23 protein-coding genes are annotated in these 21,795 nt (G+C 57.7%); 14 read left to right on the forward strand and 9 right to left on the reverse strand.

What is annotated here, in order from left to right:
- Nucleotides 1–628, reverse strand: a 628-nt coding sequence (locus WAO69_RS13530) for a hypothetical protein (protein WP_422179995.1), incomplete at its 3' end; no start/stop codon positions are given.
- A 336-nt stretch (nucleotides 629–964) separates the two neighbouring features.
- Complete coding sequence (locus tag WAO69_RS13535) at nucleotides 965–2,335, reverse strand: class II 3-deoxy-7-phosphoheptulonate synthase (RefSeq protein ID WP_422179997.1); 1,371 nt, start codon at nucleotides 2,333–2,335, stop codon at nucleotides 965–967.
- Nucleotides 2,336–2,508: 173 nt separating this feature from the next.
- Here WAO69_RS13535 and WAO69_RS13540 point away from each other — a divergent pair, with 173 nt between their 5' ends.
- Nucleotides 2,509–3,513, forward strand: a complete 1,005-nt coding sequence (locus tag WAO69_RS13540; RefSeq protein WP_422179999.1) for a GlxA family transcriptional regulator — start codon at nucleotides 2,509–2,511, stop codon at nucleotides 3,511–3,513.
- A 7-nt stretch (nucleotides 3,514–3,520) separates the two neighbouring features.
- Here the strand turns inward: WAO69_RS13540 and WAO69_RS13545 are convergent, their stop codons facing one another.
- The 3 genes from WAO69_RS13545 to WAO69_RS13555 form a co-directional block, all read right to left on the reverse strand.
- Entirely contained in the window at nucleotides 3,521–4,336 is an 816-nt protein-coding gene (locus WAO69_RS13545) for an endonuclease/exonuclease/phosphatase family protein (RefSeq protein WP_422180001.1), read from the reverse strand.
- Nucleotides 4,337–4,465: 129 nt separating this feature from the next.
- Nucleotides 4,466–5,425: a lipoyl synthase gene (gene lipA, locus WAO69_RS13550; protein WP_422180039.1), complete on the reverse strand. Its 960-nt coding sequence runs from the start codon at nucleotides 5,423–5,425 to the stop codon at nucleotides 4,466–4,468.
- A 362-nt stretch (nucleotides 5,426–5,787) separates the two neighbouring features.
- Nucleotides 5,788–6,858, reverse strand: a complete 1,071-nt coding sequence (locus WAO69_RS13555) for a DUF6456 domain-containing protein (RefSeq protein WP_422180003.1) — start codon at nucleotides 6,856–6,858, stop codon at nucleotides 5,788–5,790.
- Nucleotides 6,859–7,140: 282 nt separating this feature from the next.
- Here WAO69_RS13555 and WAO69_RS13560 point away from each other — a divergent pair, with 282 nt between their 5' ends.
- Nucleotides 7,141–7,458, forward strand: a complete 318-nt coding sequence (locus tag WAO69_RS13560) for a DUF6477 family protein (RefSeq protein WP_422180005.1) — start codon at nucleotides 7,141–7,143, stop codon at nucleotides 7,456–7,458.
- A 3-nt stretch (nucleotides 7,459–7,461) separates the two neighbouring features.
- Here WAO69_RS13560 and WAO69_RS13565 read toward each other — a convergent pair whose 3' ends face one another.
- The 3 genes from WAO69_RS13565 to WAO69_RS13575 form a co-directional block, all read right to left on the reverse strand.
- Entirely contained in the window at nucleotides 7,462–9,006 is a 1,545-nt protein-coding gene (locus tag WAO69_RS13565; RefSeq protein ID WP_422180007.1) for a trimethylamine methyltransferase family protein, read from the reverse strand.
- Nucleotides 9,007–9,132: 126 nt separating this feature from the next.
- On the reverse strand, nucleotides 9,133–9,492 hold the full coding sequence (locus WAO69_RS13570; RefSeq protein WP_422180009.1) for a Lin0512 family protein: 360 nt from the start codon (nucleotides 9,490–9,492) through the stop codon (nucleotides 9,133–9,135).
- A complete protein-coding gene (locus WAO69_RS13575) occupies nucleotides 9,485–9,835 on the reverse strand; it encodes a Lin0512 family protein (protein ID WP_422180011.1) in 351 nt (116 codons plus the stop codon). The genes WAO69_RS13570 and WAO69_RS13575 overlap by 8 nt, the downstream gene beginning before the upstream one ends.
- Nucleotides 9,836–9,932: 97 nt before the next feature.
- On the opposite strand from WAO69_RS13575, the gene guaA reads away from it, so the two are divergent.
- The 12 genes from guaA (at nucleotide 9,933) to WAO69_RS13635 (ending at nucleotide 21,045) form a co-directional block, all read left to right on the forward strand.
- The gene (gene guaA / locus WAO69_RS13580) at nucleotides 9,933–11,501 is read left to right on the forward strand and encodes a glutamine-hydrolyzing GMP synthase (protein WP_422180013.1); all 1,569 of its coding nucleotides are present in this window, start codon (nucleotides 9,933–9,935) and stop codon (nucleotides 11,499–11,501) included.
- On the forward strand, nucleotides 11,492–12,238 hold the full coding sequence (locus tag WAO69_RS13585; protein WP_422180015.1) for an FkbM family methyltransferase: 747 nt from the start codon (nucleotides 11,492–11,494) through the stop codon (nucleotides 12,236–12,238). Before guaA ends, WAO69_RS13585 begins: the two co-directional genes overlap by 10 nt.
- The gene (locus WAO69_RS13590; protein WP_422180017.1) at nucleotides 12,235–12,504 is read left to right on the forward strand and encodes a putative quinol monooxygenase; all 270 of its coding nucleotides are present in this window, start codon (nucleotides 12,235–12,237) and stop codon (nucleotides 12,502–12,504) included. Before WAO69_RS13585 ends, WAO69_RS13590 begins: the two co-directional genes overlap by 4 nt.
- Nucleotides 12,501–13,388, forward strand: a complete 888-nt coding sequence (locus WAO69_RS13595; RefSeq protein WP_422180019.1) for a DMT family transporter — start codon at nucleotides 12,501–12,503, stop codon at nucleotides 13,386–13,388. Before WAO69_RS13590 ends, WAO69_RS13595 begins: the two co-directional genes overlap by 4 nt.
- Before the next feature lie 197 nt (nucleotides 13,389–13,585).
- A complete protein-coding gene (locus WAO69_RS13600; protein ID WP_422180021.1) occupies nucleotides 13,586–14,446 on the forward strand; it encodes an ATPase in 861 nt (286 codons plus the stop codon).
- Nucleotides 14,447–14,488: 42 nt separating this feature from the next.
- On the forward strand, nucleotides 14,489–15,415 hold the full coding sequence (locus tag WAO69_RS13605; RefSeq protein ID WP_422180023.1) for a homoserine O-succinyltransferase: 927 nt from the start codon (nucleotides 14,489–14,491) through the stop codon (nucleotides 15,413–15,415).
- Nucleotides 15,405–16,358, forward strand: a complete 954-nt coding sequence (locus tag WAO69_RS13610; protein ID WP_422180025.1) for an alpha/beta fold hydrolase — start codon at nucleotides 15,405–15,407, stop codon at nucleotides 16,356–16,358. The genes WAO69_RS13605 and WAO69_RS13610 overlap by 11 nt, the downstream gene beginning before the upstream one ends.
- Nucleotides 16,359–16,410: 52 nt before the next feature.
- Entirely contained in the window at nucleotides 16,411–17,280 is an 870-nt protein-coding gene (gene ppk2, locus WAO69_RS13615) for a polyphosphate kinase 2 (protein WP_422180027.1), read from the forward strand.
- Nucleotides 17,273–17,890 (forward strand): TetR/AcrR family transcriptional regulator, encoded by a 618-nt coding sequence (locus WAO69_RS13620; protein ID WP_422180029.1) that lies wholly within the window; start codon nucleotides 17,273–17,275, stop codon nucleotides 17,888–17,890. Before ppk2 ends, WAO69_RS13620 begins: the two co-directional genes overlap by 8 nt.
- Before the next feature lie 73 nt (nucleotides 17,891–17,963).
- The gene (locus WAO69_RS13625; RefSeq protein WP_422180031.1) at nucleotides 17,964–18,704 is read left to right on the forward strand and encodes an FkbM family methyltransferase; all 741 of its coding nucleotides are present in this window, start codon (nucleotides 17,964–17,966) and stop codon (nucleotides 18,702–18,704) included.
- Nucleotides 18,701–19,939: a class I SAM-dependent methyltransferase gene (locus tag WAO69_RS13630; RefSeq protein ID WP_422180034.1), complete on the forward strand. Its 1,239-nt coding sequence runs from the start codon at nucleotides 18,701–18,703 to the stop codon at nucleotides 19,937–19,939. Before WAO69_RS13625 ends, WAO69_RS13630 begins: the two co-directional genes overlap by 4 nt.
- On the forward strand, nucleotides 19,936–21,045 hold the full coding sequence (locus WAO69_RS13635) for a DegT/DnrJ/EryC1/StrS family aminotransferase (protein WP_422180035.1): 1,110 nt from the start codon (nucleotides 19,936–19,938) through the stop codon (nucleotides 21,043–21,045). Before WAO69_RS13630 ends, WAO69_RS13635 begins: the two co-directional genes overlap by 4 nt.
- Here WAO69_RS13635 and WAO69_RS13640 read toward each other — a convergent pair.
- A complete protein-coding gene (locus tag WAO69_RS13640; protein ID WP_422180037.1) occupies nucleotides 21,042–21,737 on the reverse strand; it encodes a metallophosphoesterase family protein in 696 nt (231 codons plus the stop codon). The genes WAO69_RS13635 and WAO69_RS13640 overlap by 4 nt on opposite strands.
- Nucleotides 21,738–21,795 lie beyond the last annotated feature (58 nt).

Here is a 21,795-nt window from a genome sequence, read left to right on the forward strand (position 1 = left end):
GCTCTGGCCTGCTCTCAAGATACATTTCTATGATGGATTGAAGGCTGGTGTTATTGGCCGCCAGCGCATCAACTTGAGCAATCTGCACACGTGAATGACCCTGCAATTTTGCTAACGAAGTCTTGGCGAAATCAGAAAGGCCACGCTCATGTGCACCAGTGACAAAATCTACCAGTTCGCCTGAAGGAATTTCGCGAGGCTGTGTTAGATTAAGCAAGTGCTCACGCTGCTCTTCAGTCAATAGGTGAATAATGTCTACAGGGATCGGGTGTCCTAATTGGGAAACCAGCGTGCATAACTCCAAGTGGTTTTGGGCCGTCCACTCCTCGGTCACTTTGATGTCTTCACGGGCAATTCCCAGCTTAGCTGCTAAGGTGTGATCCCCGGTTACACGTACTGAGATTTGACCCTCGGAATACCAGTCACGGGTGTTGATACCTTCTTGTTCTAACACTGGGCGCAGACGCTCATAGACGGGATCACTACGCTCCAGAAGCCTGTCAAACTCTTTGTAAATGTCCTGAGTGAGTTCATGAAGCATGTATTCGGCCTGCCGTTTGTCACTCGTACCAGTGCTGCGCCGCGCCTGACGATCTACGCCAAATTGCAACTCCTTAGGCTTGGTCACACAGACGTAATATTTACCCTTGCGCCTCTGCAATGTTGCCGGATGATACCGCCGCTGGTGCAATTCAAATCCTCCTCAAATCAGTCGTAACTACAAAATGCTCGTAGACACCATAGTAGGTTCCAAATTAGGGTCAAGCCGTACAGTAAGTCACTGTATATAATGAAATATGGAACTTGCGTCGGTAAATCGCTTAACAAAAGGTCAACGAAAGGTTAACATCTGAGACCAAATCAGCGCAGCGCATGCCTGAACGGCGTGCACTCCACTGCCCCCCGAACATCGCGCGCGCATGTGCAAAAGACCGTCGGAGCAAGCCGCCGACGGTCTGTTTGCCTAGCCTACTGCCAGATTGGGGGCGTCGTTGCGCCGACGAGTCAGCTCTTCGGCGACAAGGAAAGCCAGTTCCAGGGACTGGCTGGCATTCAGACGCGGATCGCAGGCAGTGTGATAGCGCGCGGACAGATCTTCATCCGACACCGCATGGATACCGCCGGTGCACTCGGTCACATCCTGCCCGGTCATCTCGAAATGCACGCCTCCGGGCACTGTGCCTTCGGCGGCATGGACGCCAAAGAATTCGCGCACCTCACGCAGAACGGAGTCAAACGGGCGGGTCTTGTAGCCTGTTGACGATTTGATCGTGTTGCCATGCATCGGATCGCAGGTCCAAACGACCTTGGCCCCCTCCTCCTCTACAGTCTTGATCAGTCGCGGCAGATGATCACCCACGCTGCCTGCGCCAAAGCGGGCAATCAGGGTCAGGCGACCCGCCTCATTGTGCGGATTGAGGCGCGACATCAGCAGTTTGAGATCTTCGCTTGTCATGCTCGGCCCGCATTTCAGACCAATGGGATTGAGAACGCCGCGCGCAAACTCGACATGGGCCCCATCGGGCTGGCGGGTGCGGTCACCAATCCAGATCATGTGACCCGAGCCTGCCAGCCATTTGCCCGAGGTGGTATCAAGCCGCGTCAGTGCCTCTTCATACTCAAGCAGCAGGCTTTCGTGGCTTGTATAGAAATCAACCGTCGAGAACTCATGGGTTGTTTCCGCAGTGATCCCGGCTGCCGCCATGAAATCAATCGTATCCTGAATGCGGCTGGCAAGCTCGTGATAGCGCTCGGTCTTTTCGCTTTCGGTATAGCCCAGCGTCCAGGCATGCACGCGACTCATGTCGGCATAACCACCTGTCGAAAGCGCGCGCAGAAAATTCAGCGTGGCTGCAGACTGCGTATAGGCCTGCAACATCTTGCTTGGATCTGGAATACGCGATTGCGGCGTAAAGGCCAGTTCGTTGATGATGTCACCCCGGTAGCTGGGCAACTCAACCCCATTCACAACCTCGGTCGGAGCCGAGCGTGGTTTGGCGAATTGCCCCGCCATGCGACCAACCTTGATCACAGGCACCTTGGCCCCATAGGTCAACACCATGGCCATTTGCAGCATCACTTTGAACGTATCGCGAATCCCATCTGCGCTGAACTGCTCAAAGCTTTCCGCGCAATCGCCGCCCTGAAGAAGGAACGCCTCACCGCGCGACGCCGCCCCCAGTTCACTGCGCAGGCGTCGCGCCTCACCGGCAAAGACCAGTGGCGGGTACTTGGCAAGCTGACTTTCGACGGCGGACAATGCCGCGGCATCGGTATAATCAGGCATCTGCACCCGCGGCTTCTTGCGCCAATCGGATTTTTGCCATTCGCTCATTGCTCTGATCTCCATAGATCTCATCTCTCAGGGAGCCAGCTTATACGAAAGCAGCGCCTTGGTGACCATAGATGATTTGCGACCACTTGACGCCGAAAATGAACCATGAGCAAGCTGCCCAGCAGCGGCATCAACAGGCTGCAAAACATACATGACACCTGGATAGCTGCACTATGCAAGCCCAACGCCACATCGTTGACATCATGGCACCCCCGGCCAAGCCTCGCCGGTTTGTCTTCGTGCTTCTTGATCGATTCACCATGCTCAGCTTTGCCTCGGCTCTGGAGAGCCTGCGCATTGCCAATCGTATGGCTGGCTTTGATCTTTACACGTGGTCCCTTGTTGGTGAGGGCGGCGACACAGTGAGTTGTTCAGCCGGAACCGCCTTCAAGCTCGACAGCGCTCTGCCCGAACTCACGCGGGATGACACGGTGATGATCTGTGGTGGCATCGATGTGCAGCAAGCCACCAGCAAGCCGCTGCTGAACTGGGTGCGGCGCGAGGCCCGCAAGGGGCTGAAAATGGCAGGGTTGTGCACCGCGGGCTATACCCTGGCGCGCGCGGGGTTGCTGGACGGCAAGAAGGCCACCATTCACTGGGAAAATCAGGATAGTTTTTCGGAAGAATTCCAGGAAGTGGAGCTGACCAAATCCGTCTTTGTCATCGACGGCAACCGGATGACGACAGCCGGAGGCACCTCTTCGATCGACCTGATGCTGAAGATCATCGCGGATGATCACGGCGAGGAACTGGCAAATGCCGTGGCGGATCAGTTGATCTATTCCTCGATTCGCACCGATCAGGATACGCAACGCCTGTCCGTGCCCACCCGTATCGGCGTGCGTCACCCCAAGCTGAGCCAGGTCATCCAGATGATGGAGGCCAATATCGAAGAACCGATCAGCCCCTCCTTGCTGGCCAAGCAAGTCGGAATGTCGACCAGACAGCTTGAACGGTTGTTCCGCCGCTATCTGAACCGCTCGCCCAAGCGATATTACATGGAACTGCGGCTTCAAAAGGCGCGCAACCTGCTGATGCAGACGGATATGAGCGTGATCAACGTGGCGCTGGCCTGCGGCTTTGCGTCGCCGTCTCATTTTTCCAAATGCTACCGGTCGCATTATGACACCACGCCCTACCGCGAGCGGGGCAGCCACGCCGCACGTTTGTCGATCTGAGGGCGGCTCACAGCCCCTGCACGTCGAAAATCAACGGCGCATGATCGGAATAGGCCGCGATCCATGCATCCGCGTCAGCTGCCTCGGCCCAACCTGCAACGCGCACTGTGGCACCCTGCCCCTGATCGGCAAAGGTGAGGTTGGGCGTGGCATAGACGTGGTCCAGATCAGCCGGCGGATAGCTGCTGGCCGAGCCGTTGTTGAATGTGTGGGGGTGCGTTTTGATTTGCCGGTGCAGATCGCGCACCCGCAGAATATGGTCCACACGGGCAATTTCCTCTGGGCCAGTCAGATCTGCATCCGAAAAGGTCATGTTCAGCCCCATTGTGTTGAGATCGCCCAGGAGAATGAACCTGCCCTGCCCGTCGGTGGCCCGGTCGATGGCCCTTTTCAGGCCCCTGACTTTTTCAAACATCGCATCCCGCAGCCCGAACCCTTCTGGGCTGGGCAGGCTCTTGAGATGGGAAAACAGCAGCGATAGTGTCTCCGATCCGGGTGTGATGACCGACAGCAAGGCGGCCGGGCGCAGATTGGGATTGGAGCGGCGGAATTCGTTGCGCTGGGTAAAGAACGCGGTCAATCCACCGCGCACGCCAATTAGAATTTCCTGAACCTGAGTGCCTTCGGTGACCGAGAAGGAATATCCCGGAAACCGCCGGGTGAACTCGGTGAAGACCGTGCTTCCCTTCACTTCCATCAGCGCAAAGATATCCGGGTTTTCCTGTGCGATCAGTTCGGCCACACGGGTGATCCGGTCAGCGCGCACCCCCGTGCCTTTGCCGGTGAAATGTTCGACGTTCCATGACAGGATCCGCAGGTCCATTGTTGCCTCCTCGGGTCTTCGAGGATGGCAAGCCTTTGCTGGACGGCCTCCCCGGTCATCAGTGAGTTTTCAAAATTCACCCACCCCAAGACTACGGGCGCACATCAGACCGCGCTATTCCGGAATACCTTACCCCAGGCCCAGCTGTTTCTGGCGCGCAGCGCGCAAGCGGGTGAAATCATCGCCAGCATGGTAGGACGAGCGCGTCAAAGGCGTGGCCGACACCATCAGGAAGCCTTTGCCATAGGCCGCGGCTTCATAGGATTTGAATTCATCCGGTGTCACGAAGCGGTCCACCCTGTGATGCTTGGGCGTCGGCTGCAGATACTGGCCGATGGTCAGGAAATCGATATCAGCGGCGCGCATATCATCCATCACCGCATGCACGGCCTGACGGTCTTCGCCCAGGCCCACCATGATACCGGATTTGGTGAACATGGACGGATCAAGCTCTTTAACGCGCTGCAGCAGGCGCAGGGAATGGAAGTAACGCGCGCCGGGACGGACCTCGGGATAAAGGCCCGGAACCGTCTCAAGGTTATGGTTGAAAACGTCCGGGCGGGCCTCGACCACGATCTCCAGAACCGAAGGATCACAACGAATGAAATCCGGCGTGAGGATTTCGATCGTCGTCTTTGGACTGCGATGGCGAATGGCGCGGATGGTCTGGGCAAAGTGATCGGCACCGCCATCCTTGATATCATCGCGATCCACCGAGGTCACAACCACATGATTGAGCCCCAGCTTTTCGACAGCATCGGCAACGCGGCCGGGTTCGAATGCATCCAGATCTTCGGGCGGTTTACCTGTCGCAATGTTGCAGAAGGTGCAGGCGCGGGTGCAGACCTCGCCCATGATCATCATTGTGGCATGGCCCTGAGACCAGCATTCGCCAACATTGGGGCAGCCCGCCTCTTCGCAGACGGTGACCAGCTTGTTTTCACGCATGATCTTGCGCGTTTCGTCATAGCCCTTGCCGCCGGGGGCCTTGACACGAATCCAGCTGGGTTTTTTCGGCTGGGGATTGTCAGGACGCCGTGCCTTTTCGGGGTGGCGTTCAGACGGGATTTTCAGATCACGCGATTTCAGGTCAGACACGGGAGGCTTACCTTGTCATTGCTCAGGCTTCAGTTGGGTTTGTAGCACAGACTGTTCCAAGGGCAATCATTCGCGGCGCATGGCCGATATGCGCAGCTCTTTCCCCTGCCAATTCCCTCAACAGCATGACTTCGTTGAAAACTCTACCCCATAGGAGCCAAGAAAAAACCGCGTGATCCTGCCAACAAGCCGGTTTTCTGGTGCAACACGACCGGCCAAACCCTCTGCAAGGCCCATGGAACCCGTCTCCAAAGCACATGCACGCAAAAAGGCAGGCGCATTCAGAACAGTTTTGATCCGCAGAAACGGGTTCTCATCGATTGCGCTGTCGTGCAGACCGAGGCGCCGTCGGCTTAGCCGATCATCTGATCGCTGCTTTTGATATCTGCATAGTGGCGCTTGAGCCGTTGCAGCGCGATGCGCAACACGATCTTTCCCGAACGCGCCGACCATCCCATGCGCTTTTCAGCCTGCTCCAGCCCTTCCAGGAAACAACAGCAGCGCAGCGCCACATCCGACAGCCCCGGACCCAGTTCCTGCAAGGCTGCAAGAACGCGATCCTGCGCATGGCTGGCCCCCATCTGAGGCGCGTCAGGGGCAGCTGCCCCTCGCATACCGCCTGTCAAAAGCCCTTCCCAGTTCTGCCGCGGCGCAGAGCCGACCTGTGCCAGTTCGAAATCCTCGCGCAGACGTTCACCGGCCGAAACAAGATCTTCCGCCAGAAATCGTTTGCCGTCACGGTCCCGGCGGCGCGCAAGCGCGCTCAGCGGACTTTCCGCGACAAGATAGCGGGCTTTGCGCGGGCTGGAGTCACCATTGGCGGCGGTAAAGCCCATCTGCGTTTCTTCAAATCCCTGCGCAAAACTGCGGCGGCTTTCCTCTTCGGCCAACATGCGGCTGAGTGCACTGCGCCCGGCTTGGGTGATCGTATAGCGCGTGATGCGACCCTGGCTTTGACAGCTGATCCATTCGTTCAACGCCATCGCGCGGGCCACTCCGCGATCAACCACAGCTGTACGCGCACTGACGCCACCGGGGGCGTCGCGCACCACGACGGCTTTTTCCATATCAGTGGCCAAAGCCAGAACAGCTCCACTTTCACACAAGCGGCGCAGCACGCGCGGCGCTTCGCGCGCAAGCACGGTATCGCTGGGCAAATCTTCTGATTCCTCTATGTGGGTCCGGTGTTGCAGGGTCATGTTGGAAGCCTTTTCTATCCGGGCACCCAGAATGATCGCTTTCGAACCGGGTGCGCAGTGAACAACATATCGGCCCAGAGACTCGAGAACTTCATCAACCAGAGGGTCATCCCGCCGCGTTTCCAGACGCCGGATCTGGCGTAGGATCGTCGAGGGATGGCAATCCTCATCCCGGGCCAGATCGCGGATGGAACGTCCGGCTTCGGTATGGGCCAGGTAGCGCATGGATTGTTCCGTGACCCAGTCTGGAAGCTTCGTGTTAGCCGTAAAGTTCAACATTCATCCCTCTTGCAGCAGATCCTTCTCGTACCCAAACCTCGCAGCAAGATTCTACCTCAGGTTGTATTTCTTACCCAGTGGTAAATTGAGCCGATTTTCACAGCATTGTTTCTAAATAATAAACAATCGTAAAAAGTCCGAACGGTATCTGACGCCAATGCGCAACACCCTCTTAGGTTGTGCATTATCAGCCCTTCACCTCGCTCTGCTCATCCAAGCGGACTGATTATGCAAGATGTACTGGGAATGATGGACCGCCTGAGACGGCCACCGCTTTTGATCCGCGCGGCACGTATGGGTGCCGAGGACTATAACCGCGACAGCCACCTGCAGCGCGTATTGGGGTATGGGCAGCTGCCGCGCAGCGCCGATGCGTTGATACGGCTGATGCAGACCGAAGCCGTGTTGAACGACAAGCGCAAGGCCGGCGACGCGGCCTATTCGCTGATCAAGCACCTGGATTTGCTGATTGCCATGGTGGGCGAGGCACGGGTTCTGCGCGCCTCGCAGCAGGGCCGGGCCCGAATGGGGCCCAGCCCGGTCTGAGCTTTACATGAACGCGTCCGGCATCGAGGCTTTCTTCTTGGCGATATAGTCCAGAAGAGCTTCGTCCGTGGCAGGATCCATAGCGGGTTGCTGGTAATCGGCCAGCATCTTCTCAACGCGCAGAGAGGCCAGCGCCTGAGTATCGCGCGCGCCCTCTTCCTCCCAGGTCTCGAACGGTTTGTAATCCAGAAGATCGGATTTCCAGAACGCCTGTTTGAAATTCGCCTGCGTATGCGCACAACCAAGATAGTGACCACCCGGTCCGACTTCGGCAATAGCCTCCATGGCCTGTGCATTGACGTCGATTTCGATGCCTTTGGCCAACCCGTGCAGCACCCCCAGTTGGTCGGCATCCATGACGAACTTCTCGAAGGACGACACCAGACCGCCTTCCAGCCAGCCACAGGCATGCAGCATGAAGTTCACACCCGACAAAAGACCCATGTTGAGGCTGTTGGAGGACTCATAGGCTGCCTGCGCATCGGGCAGTTTGGATCCGTTGAACGAGCCCGCCGAGCGATACGGCAGCCCCATCCGGCGCGCCAGCTGGCCGGCACCATATGTGATCAGGCTGGCTTCGGGCGTGCCGAACGTAGGCGCGCCCGAGTTCATGTCGATCGATGTCACGAAGGCTCCGAAGATCACCGGAGCGCCCGGGCGGACAAGCTGGCTATAGGCGATGCCCGCAAGGACCTCGGCCAGAACCTGCGTCAGAGTACCTGCAATCGACACCGGTGCCATGGCACCGCCCACGATGAAAGGCGAGACGATGCAGGCTTGATTGTTCTTCGCATAGACTTCGAGAGCACCCATCATCACATCGTCAAAAGTCATGGGCGAGTTGATATTGATGAGCGAGGTCATCACGGTGTTGTTCTGCACGAATTCCTTGCCGAACAGGATCTCGCACATCTCGACGCTGTCTTGCGCGCGCACAGGTTCGGTTACCGACCCCATGAAGGGTTTGTCGCTCAGCGACATATGCGCATAAAGCATATCCAGGTGGCGCTTGTTCACCGGGATATCCGTGGGCTCACACACCGTGCCGCCCGAATGGTGCAGCCACTTGGACATATAGCCCAGCTTCACGAACTTCTGGAAATCCGCCATCGTGGCATAGCGGCGCCCCCCGGCGGCATCACGCACGAATGGCGGGCCATAGACCGGAGCAAGAACCAGGCTTTTGCCGCCGATCACCACGGATTTTCCGGGGTCTCGGGCATACTGGGTATATGATGAGGGTGCCGTGGCACACAGCTTGCGTGCCAGACCGCGCGGGATGCGGACACGCTCCCCTTCGATTTCGGCCCCAGCCTCGCGCCAGCGTTCAAGCGCAGCCGGGTTGTTGACGAAATTCACACCGATCTCGGCCAGCACGGTTTCGGCATTGGCTTCGATCACCTCAAGCGCCTCTTCATTGAGGACCTCGAAGTTGGGAATGTTCCGCTCGATGTATTTCGCAGTTTCAAAATGCACTGCCGTGCGTTCCGCACGGCGGGCAGCACCACCGCCACCCCGGGCTCTGCGTTTGGCTATTGCTTCGGCCATATTCCTGGAACCTCACCCTCGTAGAGACTTGAATGCCCCCGAGATACAACCAAGCAGACCCGATCCGGTCGCAGTTTGCGCCCCTTGCGGGAAAAAAGCGACAAGGCGGTGATTAGTTGACCCGCTTTATCGCAATACCCAGCCGGTTTGCCTGGGCAGGAAGGCCTCGACCGAGGCCGCTGCGATCACGATCACATCGCCGGTATCGGGGTTTTCGACATTGAGTCCACCTTTGACGGCGCGCACCTCTGCGCGCCCACGGGGCAAAACCCGGGCAAGAGCGGCGCAATCGACCGCATCGGGATCCTGCACCCCAACCGTGACTTGCACGCGCATGTCATCGTGAGACAGATCAAGCGCGTGAAAGATCGGAAGGCCCGAATGGCGGATCGCGTCTTCGATCGCGCGGGCTGCGGCCTTGGTGTAGTCCTGACCATACATGTCATTGCCCATACCCATCTCGATGATCATCCGCTGTTCAGACATCAGCCCGCTCCATATCGAAACTCACCGACAAGGCGACATTGGCAATGATCGTGGGGTGACCTGTACCTTCAGGGCGCGGGATGTCCAGACCGCCCTGTATTACGTGGATATCAGGCGCTCCGTAGGGAAACTCATCAGCGACTTTCGCCACATCCACCAAGGCAGGTTGCTGGACACCAATATCAACGCGGATCTGCATGGCCTCTTTGGGAAAGCCGAACAACTCGGCCAGGTTGATCGAATTGTGCCAGAGCGCGTCACGCACCGCGCGACAGGCAGCCTGGGTGTAATCGCCCCGGCGCAGGGACGTGCCCATGCCGAATTCTGTCAGTAACCGTGCCATAATCGACTCCTCTCTTGTCTTCTGACGGCTTAGCATCGCAGATGCGATTGCTCTACGGCCTCTTGCAACGAACCCGCCCTGCGCCTAGTCAGACAAAATGACCCAGACCCATGACCACCTCCTGATTATCGACTTTGGCAGCCAGGTGACGCAGCTTATTGCGCGTCGTCTGCGCGAGTTGAATGTCTATTGTGAAATCCACCCCTATCAGAACGTCACGGACGCGTTTCTGGCCGAGTTTGCCCCTAAGGCAATCATCTTTTCCGGCGGCCCCGACAGCGTCATGCGCGAAGGCAGTCCGCGCCCGCCGCGTGCGGCCTATGACATGGGCGTGCCGATCCTTGGCATCTGCTATGGCCAGCAGGTGATGATGCATGACCTGGGCGGCAAGGTAGAAGCCGGAGAACATGCCACAGCCGAGTTCGGCCGCGCGTATGTGAAACCGACCCAGGACCGTGACGCGTTGCTGAACGGCTGGTTCCTTGATGGCACGGGCCGCGAACAGGTGTGGATGAGCCACGGCGACCATGTCTCTGAAATTGCACCGGGATTCAAAGTGATGGGCACCTCGCCCGGCGCGCCCTTTGCGATCACCGCGGATCCTGAGCGTCACTTTTATGCGGTGCAGTTTCACCCCGAAGTGCACCACACCCCCAATGGCAAGACGCTCTATGAGAACTTCGTGCGTCTGGCCGGGTTCAGCGGCGACTGGACCATGGGTGCCTACCGCGAAGAGGCAATCCGCAAGATTCGCGAACAGGTCGGCGACAAGCGCGTGATCTGCGGGCTGTCCGGTGGCGTTGATTCCTCGGTTGCGGCGGTGCTGATCCATGAGGCCATTGGCGATCAATTGACCTGCGTGTTTGTCGATCACGGTTTGCTGCGCCAGAACGAAGCCGAAGAAGTCGTCGCGATGTTCCGCGACAACTATAACATCCCGCTGATTCACGCAGATGAATCAGAGCTGTTTCTGGGAGAGCTGGATGGGCAAAGTGATCCTGAAACCAAGCGCAAGATCATTGGGCGGCTGTTCATTGACGTGTTCCAGAAACATGCCAACGAGATCGACGGAGCCGAGTTTCTGGCGCAAGGCACGCTTTATCCCGATGTGATCGAGTCGGTGTCCTTTTCCGGTGGACCGTCGGTGACGATCAAATCACACCACAATGTCGGTGGCCTGCCCGAAAAGATGGGCCTCAAGCTGGTCGAGCCTCTGCGTGAGTTGTTCAAGGACGAAGTGCGCGCCTTGGGTCGGGAACTGGGGCTGCCGGACAGCTTTATCGGGCGACACCCGTTTCCCGGTCCCGGTCTGGCTATCCGCTGCCCCGGCGAGATTACCCGGGAAAAACTGGAGATCCTGCGCAAGGCCGACGCGGTGTATATCGACCAGATCCGCAAACACGGGCTTTATGATGAGATCTGGCAGGCCTTTGTCGCAATCCTGCCGGTGCGCACCGTTGGGGTGATGGGCGATGGACGCACCTATGATTTTGCCTGCGCACTGCGCGCGGTGACCTCGGTGGACGGCATGACTGCGGATTATTACCCCTTCAGCCATGAGTTCCTTGGCGAGACCGCCACGCGGATCATCAACGAAGTCAAAGGCATAAACCGCGTGACCTATGACATCACCTCCAAACCGCCGGGCACGATCGAATGGGAGTGATCCACACCATATTGCGGGGCGTCGAAAAGCAGGTGTTGCGCGGCCTTGGAAAAGGGCATGGAACGAAATCCATCCTGACCGAAATCCGGGGTATCCGGGGTTTGCTGGCAGGAGATGTGACGCTTTGCGTCGATATCGGGGGCAATGTCGGCAACTATACAGCCGCTCTGCTTGATGTGTTCCCGGATGCAAAAGTTGTTACTTTTGAACCCTCGGCGACCAATCTGGCGAAACTGCGCGAACGCTTTGGTGCAGAGGCGCGCGTTAGCCTGGTTCCCGCAGCTGTGAGCCAATTGGACGGAGAGGCGACGCTCTATGCCGACACGCCAGGGTCCGGCCTTGGCAGCCTGAGCAAGCGTGACCTTGATCACCTCAATATCGGTTTTGAATGCGCTGAAACGGTTCAAACAATACGGTTTGAGACATTCTGGAAAACTGCATTGGACAGCCAGAAGATCGATATTCTCAAACTCGATATCGAAGGCCATGAAATGGATGCCCTCACCGGCGCGGGTGCTGCTCTGGCCCAGACGCGCGCCATTCAGTTTGAATTTGGTGGCTCGAACATCGACACGCGCACCTATTTCAAGGATTTCTGGGCGTTTTTCCGCGACCATGGGTTTGATCTGCACCGCATCACGCCCTTTGGGACGCTGCCGGTCACCAAGTATTCCGAGCGTGACGAATGTTTCACCACCACCAACTATATCGCGATCGCACAAGGCCAGGGCAGATGACCATCCGCCTGAGCGGTACGCTCACCTGCAACGCGAGTGAACTGGAGACTGTTCGCAGCGCCCTGCCCGAACATATCCGCCTCAGCCGCGCCGAACCCGGATGCCTCGAGTTTGAGATCCGCGAAAGCGCGCCCGGCGTCTTCAACCTGTCCGAAGAATTCATGGATCAGGCCGCGTTCGAGGCGCACCTGACCCGGACCCGCGCCAGTACATGGTGGCAGTTGACCGCGCATATGCCCCGCAACTTCAAGGTCAGCGCAACGTGATCCAGGCCGAACAGAAACCCCAGATTCTCAAGGCTGCCCTTTGGATGACCGGCGCGATCGCGTCATTTTCTGCCATGGCCGTCGCCGGGCGCGCCGTCAGCGGAGTCCACGACACGTTCGAGACGATGATGTATCGCAGCATCGTGGGAATTCTTGTGGTGGTGATCGTCATCACCCTAACCCGCCGCTGGCATGAGGTTACAACCCGCTCGATGGGAACGCAGATCTTGCGCAATGCGGCCCATTTCACCGGACAGAACCTGTGGTTTTACGCGGTCACCGTCATTCCCCTGGCACAGGTTTTCGCGCTGGAATTCACCTCGCCCCTGTGGGTGATCGTGCTCTCGCCGCTGATTTTGGGAGAGCGGCTGACGTTCAATCGGGCGCTGGCGGCGATCATCGGCTTTATCGGCATTCTGATCGTCGCGCGCCCGACGCCGGATGCGATCAATTTGGGCGTGGTCACGGCGGCAAGCTCGGCAATCTTTTTTGCGCTGACCATCATGCTGACACGCAAACTGACACGGACCGAAACCGTCACTTGTATCCTGTTTTGGCTGACATTCCTGCAATGTTTCATGGGGTTGATCGCATCAGGCCATGACGGGGCAATCGCCCTGCCGACGGCGCAGACTGCGCCCTGGCTGGCATTGATCGGTATGGCGGGGCTTTTGGCGCATTTCTGCATGACGAATGCTCTGGCGATTGCTCCGGCCACCGTCGTGGTGCCCATCGACTTTGCCCGACTGCCGACAATCGCAGTGGTTGGCATGCTGGTTTACGGCGAAGCTCTGGATGTTTGGGTGTTCGTCGGCGCGCTTGTGATTTTCGCTGCGAATTACTTCAACATCTGGACCGAAACGCGCAGGAACCGGATCGCTTGAAGCTCTGTATCAGGCCAAGTGACGGGGCTTTTGGGGGCATCGGGTCCGAGCAAGGCCCTGTCCCGATCAATCCTTGAATGCTTCGCTCCTTTGGTGCCTGGGCCGATGACGCAGAACGGGTGCAAAGCCATGCGCTGATTGACCGGCGCAGAAAGGCCCATTAGACCCGGCTGCACGGATAAGGAACAGGGTTCGCCATGCTGTATGAATCTGCCGAAGACTGGCGCGCCGCGCCGCATAAACGCGTGCTCTTTTTCGGCATGTCGGGCCTGGGCAAGACCTATCTGTCCAACATGCTGCGCGATGCGGGGGGGTGGTTTCACTATTCGATCGATTACCGCATCGGCACGCGATACATGGGCGAATACATCACCGACAATGCCAAGGCCGAAGCGATGAAAGTCCCCTTTCTGCGCGATCTGCTGCTGTCGGATTCGATCTACATCGGCTCAAATCTCAGCTTTGACAACCTCACGCCGGTTTCGACCTATCTGGGCAAACCCGGTGACCCCGACAAGGGTGGCATGCCAATTGACGAATACCGCCGCCGTCAGGATCAGTTCAAACGCGCCGAAATACAGGCGCTGCTTGATACCGAGCATTTCATTCGCCGCTCGGAGTTGCTCTATGGCTACCCCCATTTCATCTGCGACACTGGCGGGTCGATCTGCGAGTGGGTCGACGCGAGCGATCCGCAAGATCCGATCCTGTCCGAGTTGGCAAAGCACACCCTGTTGATCTGGATCGAAGGCAGTGAGGCGCATACTCAGGAACTGATCCGACGGTTTGACAAAGCACCCAAGCCGATGGCCTATCAACCCGAGTTTCTGGCAAGATGCTGGGACGAATATCTGTTGGAAACCAAAAACAAGCCAGACGATGTTGATCCGGATGCCTTTATCCGCTGGACCTATGCCCGCGCCCTTGCGCATCGCCAGCCCAGATACGCGGCGATGGCGAACTGGGGCGTCTCGGTCAAAGCCGAAGCCCTTGAATCCTGCCGCGATGAGGCCAGCTTTGTGGATGTGATCGCACATGCCCTTGAGACACGCGCATAAAGACCGTATCTGAGGCCCCTCTTACCAGCCGGATAACCGATCATGCCCATCAAGCTTCCTTCTGACCTGCCTGCTTTTGATATCCTCACACGTGAGGGTGTTCAGGTCATGTCGGAAGACCTTGCGACCCATCAGGATATCCGTCCGTTGCGCATTGGTCTGCTGAATCTGATGCCGAAGAAAATCCAGACCGAAAACCAGTTTGCCCGCCTGATCGGCGCAGGCCCGCTGCAGATCGAATTTTCCCTGATCCGGATGTCGGAACATCAGACGCGCAACACGGCGGCCGAGCATATGGCCGAGTTTTATCGCCCGTTTCAGGAGATTACCGGGGAAAAATTCGACGGTCTGATCATCACTGGCGCGCCGATCGAACATATGCCCTTCGAAGAGGTCACTTACTGGGATGAGTTGACCCAGGTGATGGATTGGACACAAACCAATGTACACTCGACCTTTGGCGTGTGCTGGGGCGGCATGGCGATGTTGCATCATTTTCACCGCGTGCCAAAGCATGTTCTGAGTGAAAAGCTTTTCGGGTGTTATCGCCACACCAACCTTGCGCCCGCCTCACCGTATCTTCGGGGGTTTTCGGATGATTGCGTCGTTCCGGTCAGTCGCTGGACCGAAGTGCGCAAGCCCGAGGTGGAAGCCGCGAACCTGCCGATCCTGTTGGGTTCGGATCTGACCGGACCCTGTCTGATCGAAGACCCGGGGCACCGTGCTCTCTATATCCTCAATCATTTCGAATACGAGAGCGGCACCTTGCGCGAGGAATATGAACGCGACCTCACCCAGAACCAGATCACAGGAGCACAGATCCAGATGCCTGTGAACTATTTCCCGGATGACGATCCGACGCGATCACCCCTCAACCGCTGGAGAAGTCACGCGCATCTGCTATATGGCAACTGGCTGAATGAGATTTATCAATCCACGCCCTATGACCTGAACCAGATTGGCCGGTAAAATCACGCTTTACATCGTCATAGCTCTGGCTGTTTTTTCAGCCATCGTCTCTTTCCGCGCGAGCCGGCACGAAGAGCGCGCCGAAGCCACCTATCCCCCCGAGGGTCGGTTCATCGACATGGGCGGCGTGCAGGTCCATGCGGTGATCATGGGCGAAGGCCCCGACCTTGTGCTGCTGCATGGTGCCAGCGGAAGCACGCGCGACATGACCTTTTCCCTCGCCGCGCGCCTGGCCGAACGCTATCGCGTGATTGTCTTTGACCGCCCCGGTCTGGGCTATACCGATCGGATCAATGAAACCGGGGCGTCGATCGTTCAGCAGGCTGACCTGCTGGCCCGCGCGGCGGCGGAACTGGGTGCCAAAAAACCGATCGTCATGGGTCAGAGTTATGGCGGCGCAGTGGCGCTTGCCTGGGCGGTACATAACCCCGGAAATATTTCAGCACTCGTCCCCGTGGCAGCCCCTTCGATGCCGTGGAACACGCCACTTGATCCGTTCTACAAGATCACCTCCAGCCGGTTGGGCAGCCGTTTCGCCGTGCCGCTGATCACGGCCTTCGTGCCTGACTCGCGGATAGACCAGACGCTGAACAGCATCTTCGCCCCGCAAGCGGTGCCGGAAGGCTATGGCGACTATGTGGGGGCCGGTCTGACCCTGCGCCGCAAGACACTGCGCGCCAATGCCGATCAGCGCGCCAGTATCCTTGCGGAAATCACTGCCCTTGAGCCCCATTACGCGCAGATCAATGTGCCGACCGAACTGGTCCACGGAACGGCCGATACCACGGTCGGGCTGAGCATCCACTCGGAAAAGCTGGTGAAGCGGATCGAAGGTGCCACTCTGACCCGGCTTGAGGGCATCGGACATATGCCACATCATGTCGCCCAGGACGCGATTGTGGATGCAATTGACCGCGCCGCTGCGCGTGCGGGTTTGCGTTAATCCGATTAACATCCCATATTATGCGAAACACATCCCCATAAGGGTCGGGCAGATGGAACTTCCTTTTGATGGCGCGATCAGCGCCTTTTTTAAAAATGACGCAGCCAAAGACGTGCAAAATGCAATCAAGCGCTCCGAAAATGGGGAAATTCTGGATCCGTCCTATCCTCATCCAGAGCGGTTGGCGCGCAAGGTCTATGAGGCCGAACTTGAAGCCCTGCAGATCGAACTGGTGAAGCTGCAGAGCTGGGTCAAGGAAACCGGACAACGGATCGTGGTTGTTTTTGAAGGCCGTGATGCGGCCGGAAAAGGCGGCACAATCAAACGCTTTCGGGAAAACCTTAATCCTCGTGGAGCACGTGTCGTGGCGCTATCCAAACCTTCGGATACCGAAAGCAGCCAATGGTATTTTCAGCGCTATATCGATCATCTGCCCTCGGCGGGTGAAATCGTGTTCTTTGACCGAAGCTGGTACAACCGCGGCGTTGTCGAGAAGGTATTCGGCTTTTGTTCAGACAAGGAACGTGAACATTTCTTTTCCCAGGTCAATCCGTTCGAAGAGATGCTGGTCGATGAAGGGATCCATCTGTACAAGTTCTGGCTCAATGTCGGCCGTGCCGAACAACTGCGCCGCTTCATCGAGCGCGAAAGCGATCCGCTGAAGCAATGGAAACTCAGCTGGATCGACGTCGAAGGCCTTGGGAAATGGGACAGCTACAGCGCGGCCATCAGCGAAACGCTGACGCGCACGCATTCGGTGGATGCGCCCTGGACGGTGATCCGCTCGGATGACAAACGCCGTGCGCGCGTCTCGGCAATCCGCCATGTCTTGACCTCGCTGGAGTACTCCCGCAAGAACCCCAAGGCCGTGGGTCATCCCGACCCGTTGGTCTGCGCAGGCCCTGAAATCTGGCATGTCTAAGCGCGGGTATCATCACGGCAATCTGCGCCAGGCCCTGATTGATGCGGCACTTGAGCTGATCACCGAAAAAGGGCCAACCGGGTTCACATTGTCCGAAGCCGCGAAACAGGCCGGCGTAACGCCGGCGGCGGTGTATCGCCATTTCGAAGGTCGCGAGGATCTTATCGCCGAGGCGGCGCGACAGGGCTATGAGATCTTTGCGGACCTCATGCAATTTGCATATGATAATGGCCAACCGTCAGCTCTGGCCGCGTTCGAGGCGACCGGGCGCGCCTATCTGGCCTTTGCGCGCAAACATCCCGGTCACTATATCTCGATGTTCGAAAGCGGGATCTCGGTCAATCGCACGCCAGAGCTTGCCGCTGTCGCCACACGCGCGCGCGGCGTTCTTGAAAAAGCCGCCTCGGATCTTTCCAAGCATATTCCGCCGGACAAACGCCCCCCGGCCTCGATGTTCTCGGCCCATATCTGGGCCATGAGCCATGGCGTGGTGGAACTGTTTGCGCGCAACTCCCCCGGCACCCAATCCCCGTTTCCGCCCGAGGAACTGCTGGAAACCGGCATTGGCATCTATCTGCGGGGTCTGGGATTGATCGCACCCGACAGCTAGGCGCACAGCAGTTGCGAAACCCCGTCGGCACGCGTAACACCAAGAACAGCATCATCAGCGAGACATCCACCCCATGGCGCATATCCTGTCCAAGACGAAAATGGTCAACCGTGCACGCCTGCGCGAGTTGAAGGAGCGTGAACAAAGCTGGTTTGACCTGCGCTTTGTCAAAGCGTTGCCCGCCGAGCAACGCAGCACCGTGATCGACCTTCTGGAAAAATCCAAGTCGCAGATCCGCCAGGACCTGTTCGCGCTGGCAATGAACGACTTCAAACGCAACGGTTTCTTCGTCGAGTTCGGCGCGACCGACGGGGTCGAATTGAACAACAGCTGGCTTCTGGAAAAGGAGTTCGGCTGGAGCGGCATCGCCGCCGAGCCTGCACGCGGCTGGCACAGCGAGCTCAGGAAAAACCGCAATTGCATGATAGATACCCGTTGCGTGTGGAGCGAAACCGGTGACCAGATCGAATTCACCGAAGCCCGACGCGGCGTGAATTCAGGTATTTCCAGCTTTGTCCCGACAGGCCGCAAGATCCGCGGCACCTCGTATAAAGTCGAGACGGTCTCGCTGAACGACCTGCTCAGCGATCACGGAGCACCTGAGGTGATCGACTATATCTCAATCGATACCGAAGGCAGTGAGTATGACATCCTTCAAGCCGTCGATTTTGATCGCTGGACGTTTCGGGTGATGACGATCGAGCACAACCACGCCCCACAGCGCAACGACATGTTCAAGCTGCTTTCGGCTCAGGGCTATCGTCGCGTTCACGAAGAGATTTCGAACTTTGATGACTGGTATGTAAAAGCATGAAGACAGATCCGGATTCGCCGGCGCGGCTCTGCCGGCACTGCAAAAGCACCGATACGGCTTCATTTCTTGATCTCGGTTATGCGCCACCGTCCAATGCCTATCTGAGCGCTGAACGTCTGAGCGCCCCCGAAGTGACCTATCCGTTGCGCCTCTTCGTCTGCCGTGACTGCCGTCTTGTGCAAACCGAAGACTATGCACAGGCCGATGAACTGTTTGAATCCGATTACGCCTATTTCTCGTCCACTTCGCGCAGTTGGCTGGAGCATGCCAAACGCTATTGCGACATGATCAGTCAGCGGTTCTCTCTCTCAGCGGACAGTCATGTACTCGAGCTTGCCTCGAACGATGGCTATCTGCTGAAAAACTTCGTGCAGGCCGGTGTTCCCTGTCTTGGGATCGAGCCGGCGCATCACGCCGCTCAAGCGGCACGCGCGCAGGGCATCGAGGTGCAAGAGATATTCTTCGGCCATGACGTTGCTGCGGGCGTACCTGCCTCTGACCTGATCATCGGCAATAACGTTTTCGCCCATGTCCCGGACATCAACGATTTCACCAGTGGAATGGCGCGGGCCCTCAAGCCGAGCGGAGTCATCACGCTTGAGTTTCCGCATCTTTTGAACATGGTGCGCTACAACCAGTTCGACACGGTCTATCACGAGCATTTCTCCTATCTCTCGCTTCTGGCGGTCGAGCGGATTTTCGCACGCGCAGGGCTAAGAGTGTTTGATGTTGAAAAACTGCCCACACATGGCGGATCTTTGCGGATCTACGGCTGCCATGAGGCCTCCAGCAATGTCGAGCATGACGCCGTCTCGGATTTGCGCAGAGAAGAGGCTGACGCAGGCCTGTCTGATGATGCCTTTTATGCCGGATTTCAGATAGCGGCCGAAACAGTCAAGAACGCGTTTCTTGGCTTCCTGCTTGCAGCACAGTCCGAAGGAAAATCGGTGGCAGGATACGGAGCCGCCGCCAAGGGCAACACATTGATGAATTTCGCGGGCATCCGGCCCGACCTTGTGAAATTTGTCTGCGATGCAGCCCCCGCCAAGATCGGCAAATACCTTCCGGGCAGCCATATTCCGATCCATGCGCCAGATGTGCTTGAGGTAAGCGTGCCGGATTACCTGGTGATCTTCCCCTGGAACATCGCCGATGAAATCGCCGTCCAGCTTGCCTGGCTTAAGGACAAAGGCACCCGGTTCTTTGCCGCAGTTCCGGAAATGAGAGAGCTTTGAACACCCGCGTCGCCTATACCCGCCCGTCGATCACAGATCGCGAGGTGGCCTATGCCGAAGATGCCGCGCGCAATGGCTGGGGCCCCCGGTGCTATGACTATATCCACAAGTTCGAAGCCGCCTTCGCCGCGCATCTTGGAGTGCGTCACGCGATTGCGACCTCAAGTTGCACAGGTGCGATGCAAATGGGCCTTGCCGCCCTCGGGATCTCTGCTGGCGACGAGATAATCCTGGCCGACACCAACTGGATCGCGACGGTGGCTCCGATTGTGCACTTGGGTGCAACGCCTGTGTTTGTCGATATTCTGCCAGACAGCTGGTGTCTTGACCCCGTGGCGGTGCAAGCCGCGATCACACCCAGAACCCGCGCGATCGTGGCGACCCATCTGTATGGCAATCTCTGCGACATGGATGCGCTGCGTACCATTGCAGAGCGCCATGCCATTGCCCTGATCGAAGACAGCGCCGAAGCACTTGGTGCCATCTACAAAGGTACGCGCGCCGGAGCGATGGGTCGCTTTGGCACGTTTTCCTTTCACGGAACCAAGACCCTGACCACGGGCGAAGGCGGAATGTTCGTCACGAATGACACCGCGCTTTTTGAACGTGTCACAACGCTCTCCAATCATGGGCGCGACCGGGCTCAGAGCAAGCAATTCTGGGCCGATGTTGTCGGTTACAAGTTCAAGATGTCCAACATTCAGGCGGCAATCGGACTTGCTCAAATCGAACGGATCGAAGAACTGACCGCGCGCAAACATGCCATTCTGCAAAGCTACAAATCCCGGCTGGGTGGTTTTCAATCTCTGTCGATGAACCCCGAACCAGATCACGTTCGCAACGGTGCCTGGATGCCAACGGTCGTATTCGATCCCGCGACAGGCGTGCGGCGTGACCAGATCCTGAGCGCCTTTGACGATGCCGATGTGGATGCCCGCGTGTTCTTTTATCCGCTCTCCAGCCAGCCGATGTTCACCGCGCAACCGGGCAATAAGCAGGCCTTTGATATCTGCGAACGGGCCATCAACCTGCCAAGTTATCACGACATGACCGATAGCGATATTGAACGGGTGTGCCGTGTGGTAGAAGGGCTGGTGCGGACCTAATCCGCTTCAGATCTTACGATCTTGTCAATCCGCCCACCGATCTGAGTGCCAGTCCACAAGTTTTCATACTTGAAAGGTTCGTAGCCGCGCGCCTGCATTGCCGCAACGGTACGCGCGACATCATACTGAACGCGGTGGCAGATGATGTCGTCCCCCTCAAGCGTGACATAGGCGGCGCGCGGATCCCCGTCTCGAGGTTGTCCGACTGATCCCGGGTTGCAAAACACGCGATGACCCATCTTCAGAACACATTGCACATGGGTGTGGCCGACAAACAGTCTATCCACCTGTTCCGGGAAGAGGCTTGGGGCAACGTTATAGATGTATTGATCCAGCGGATCCTCAGGTCCGCCATGTACGAACAGGTCCCGCCCACGCTCGAAGCGATCGCTAGCTTGCGCGAGCCACGCCAGATTTTCCTCGGAAATCATTTTGACATGGTCGTCAATGATCTCGGCCACGACACGCGATCGGGTACAGTTTTCGCCACTCACGATGTAACTGTCATGATTGCCCAGAAGGCTGGGAATGCCACGTTGGGACAGAAGCGAAATACACTCATTGGGTTCGCCGTTGTATCCGACCACATCTCCAAGACACCATATCTCGGAGATGCCGCGGGCATCTATGTCTGCCAAAACGGCCTCAAGCGCAGCCAGGTTCGCATGAATATCAGAAATGATCGCGAGCATAGGTCACGTGATCAGCTGAGTATCGTTCCGCTTGGCCTTCACGCAAGCTGGGGGCTGT

It is taken from the genome of Aestuariivita sp. (genome assembly GCF_049276915.1).
Classification (GTDB): domain Bacteria; phylum Pseudomonadota; class Alphaproteobacteria; order Rhodobacterales; family Rhodobacteraceae; genus Aestuariivita.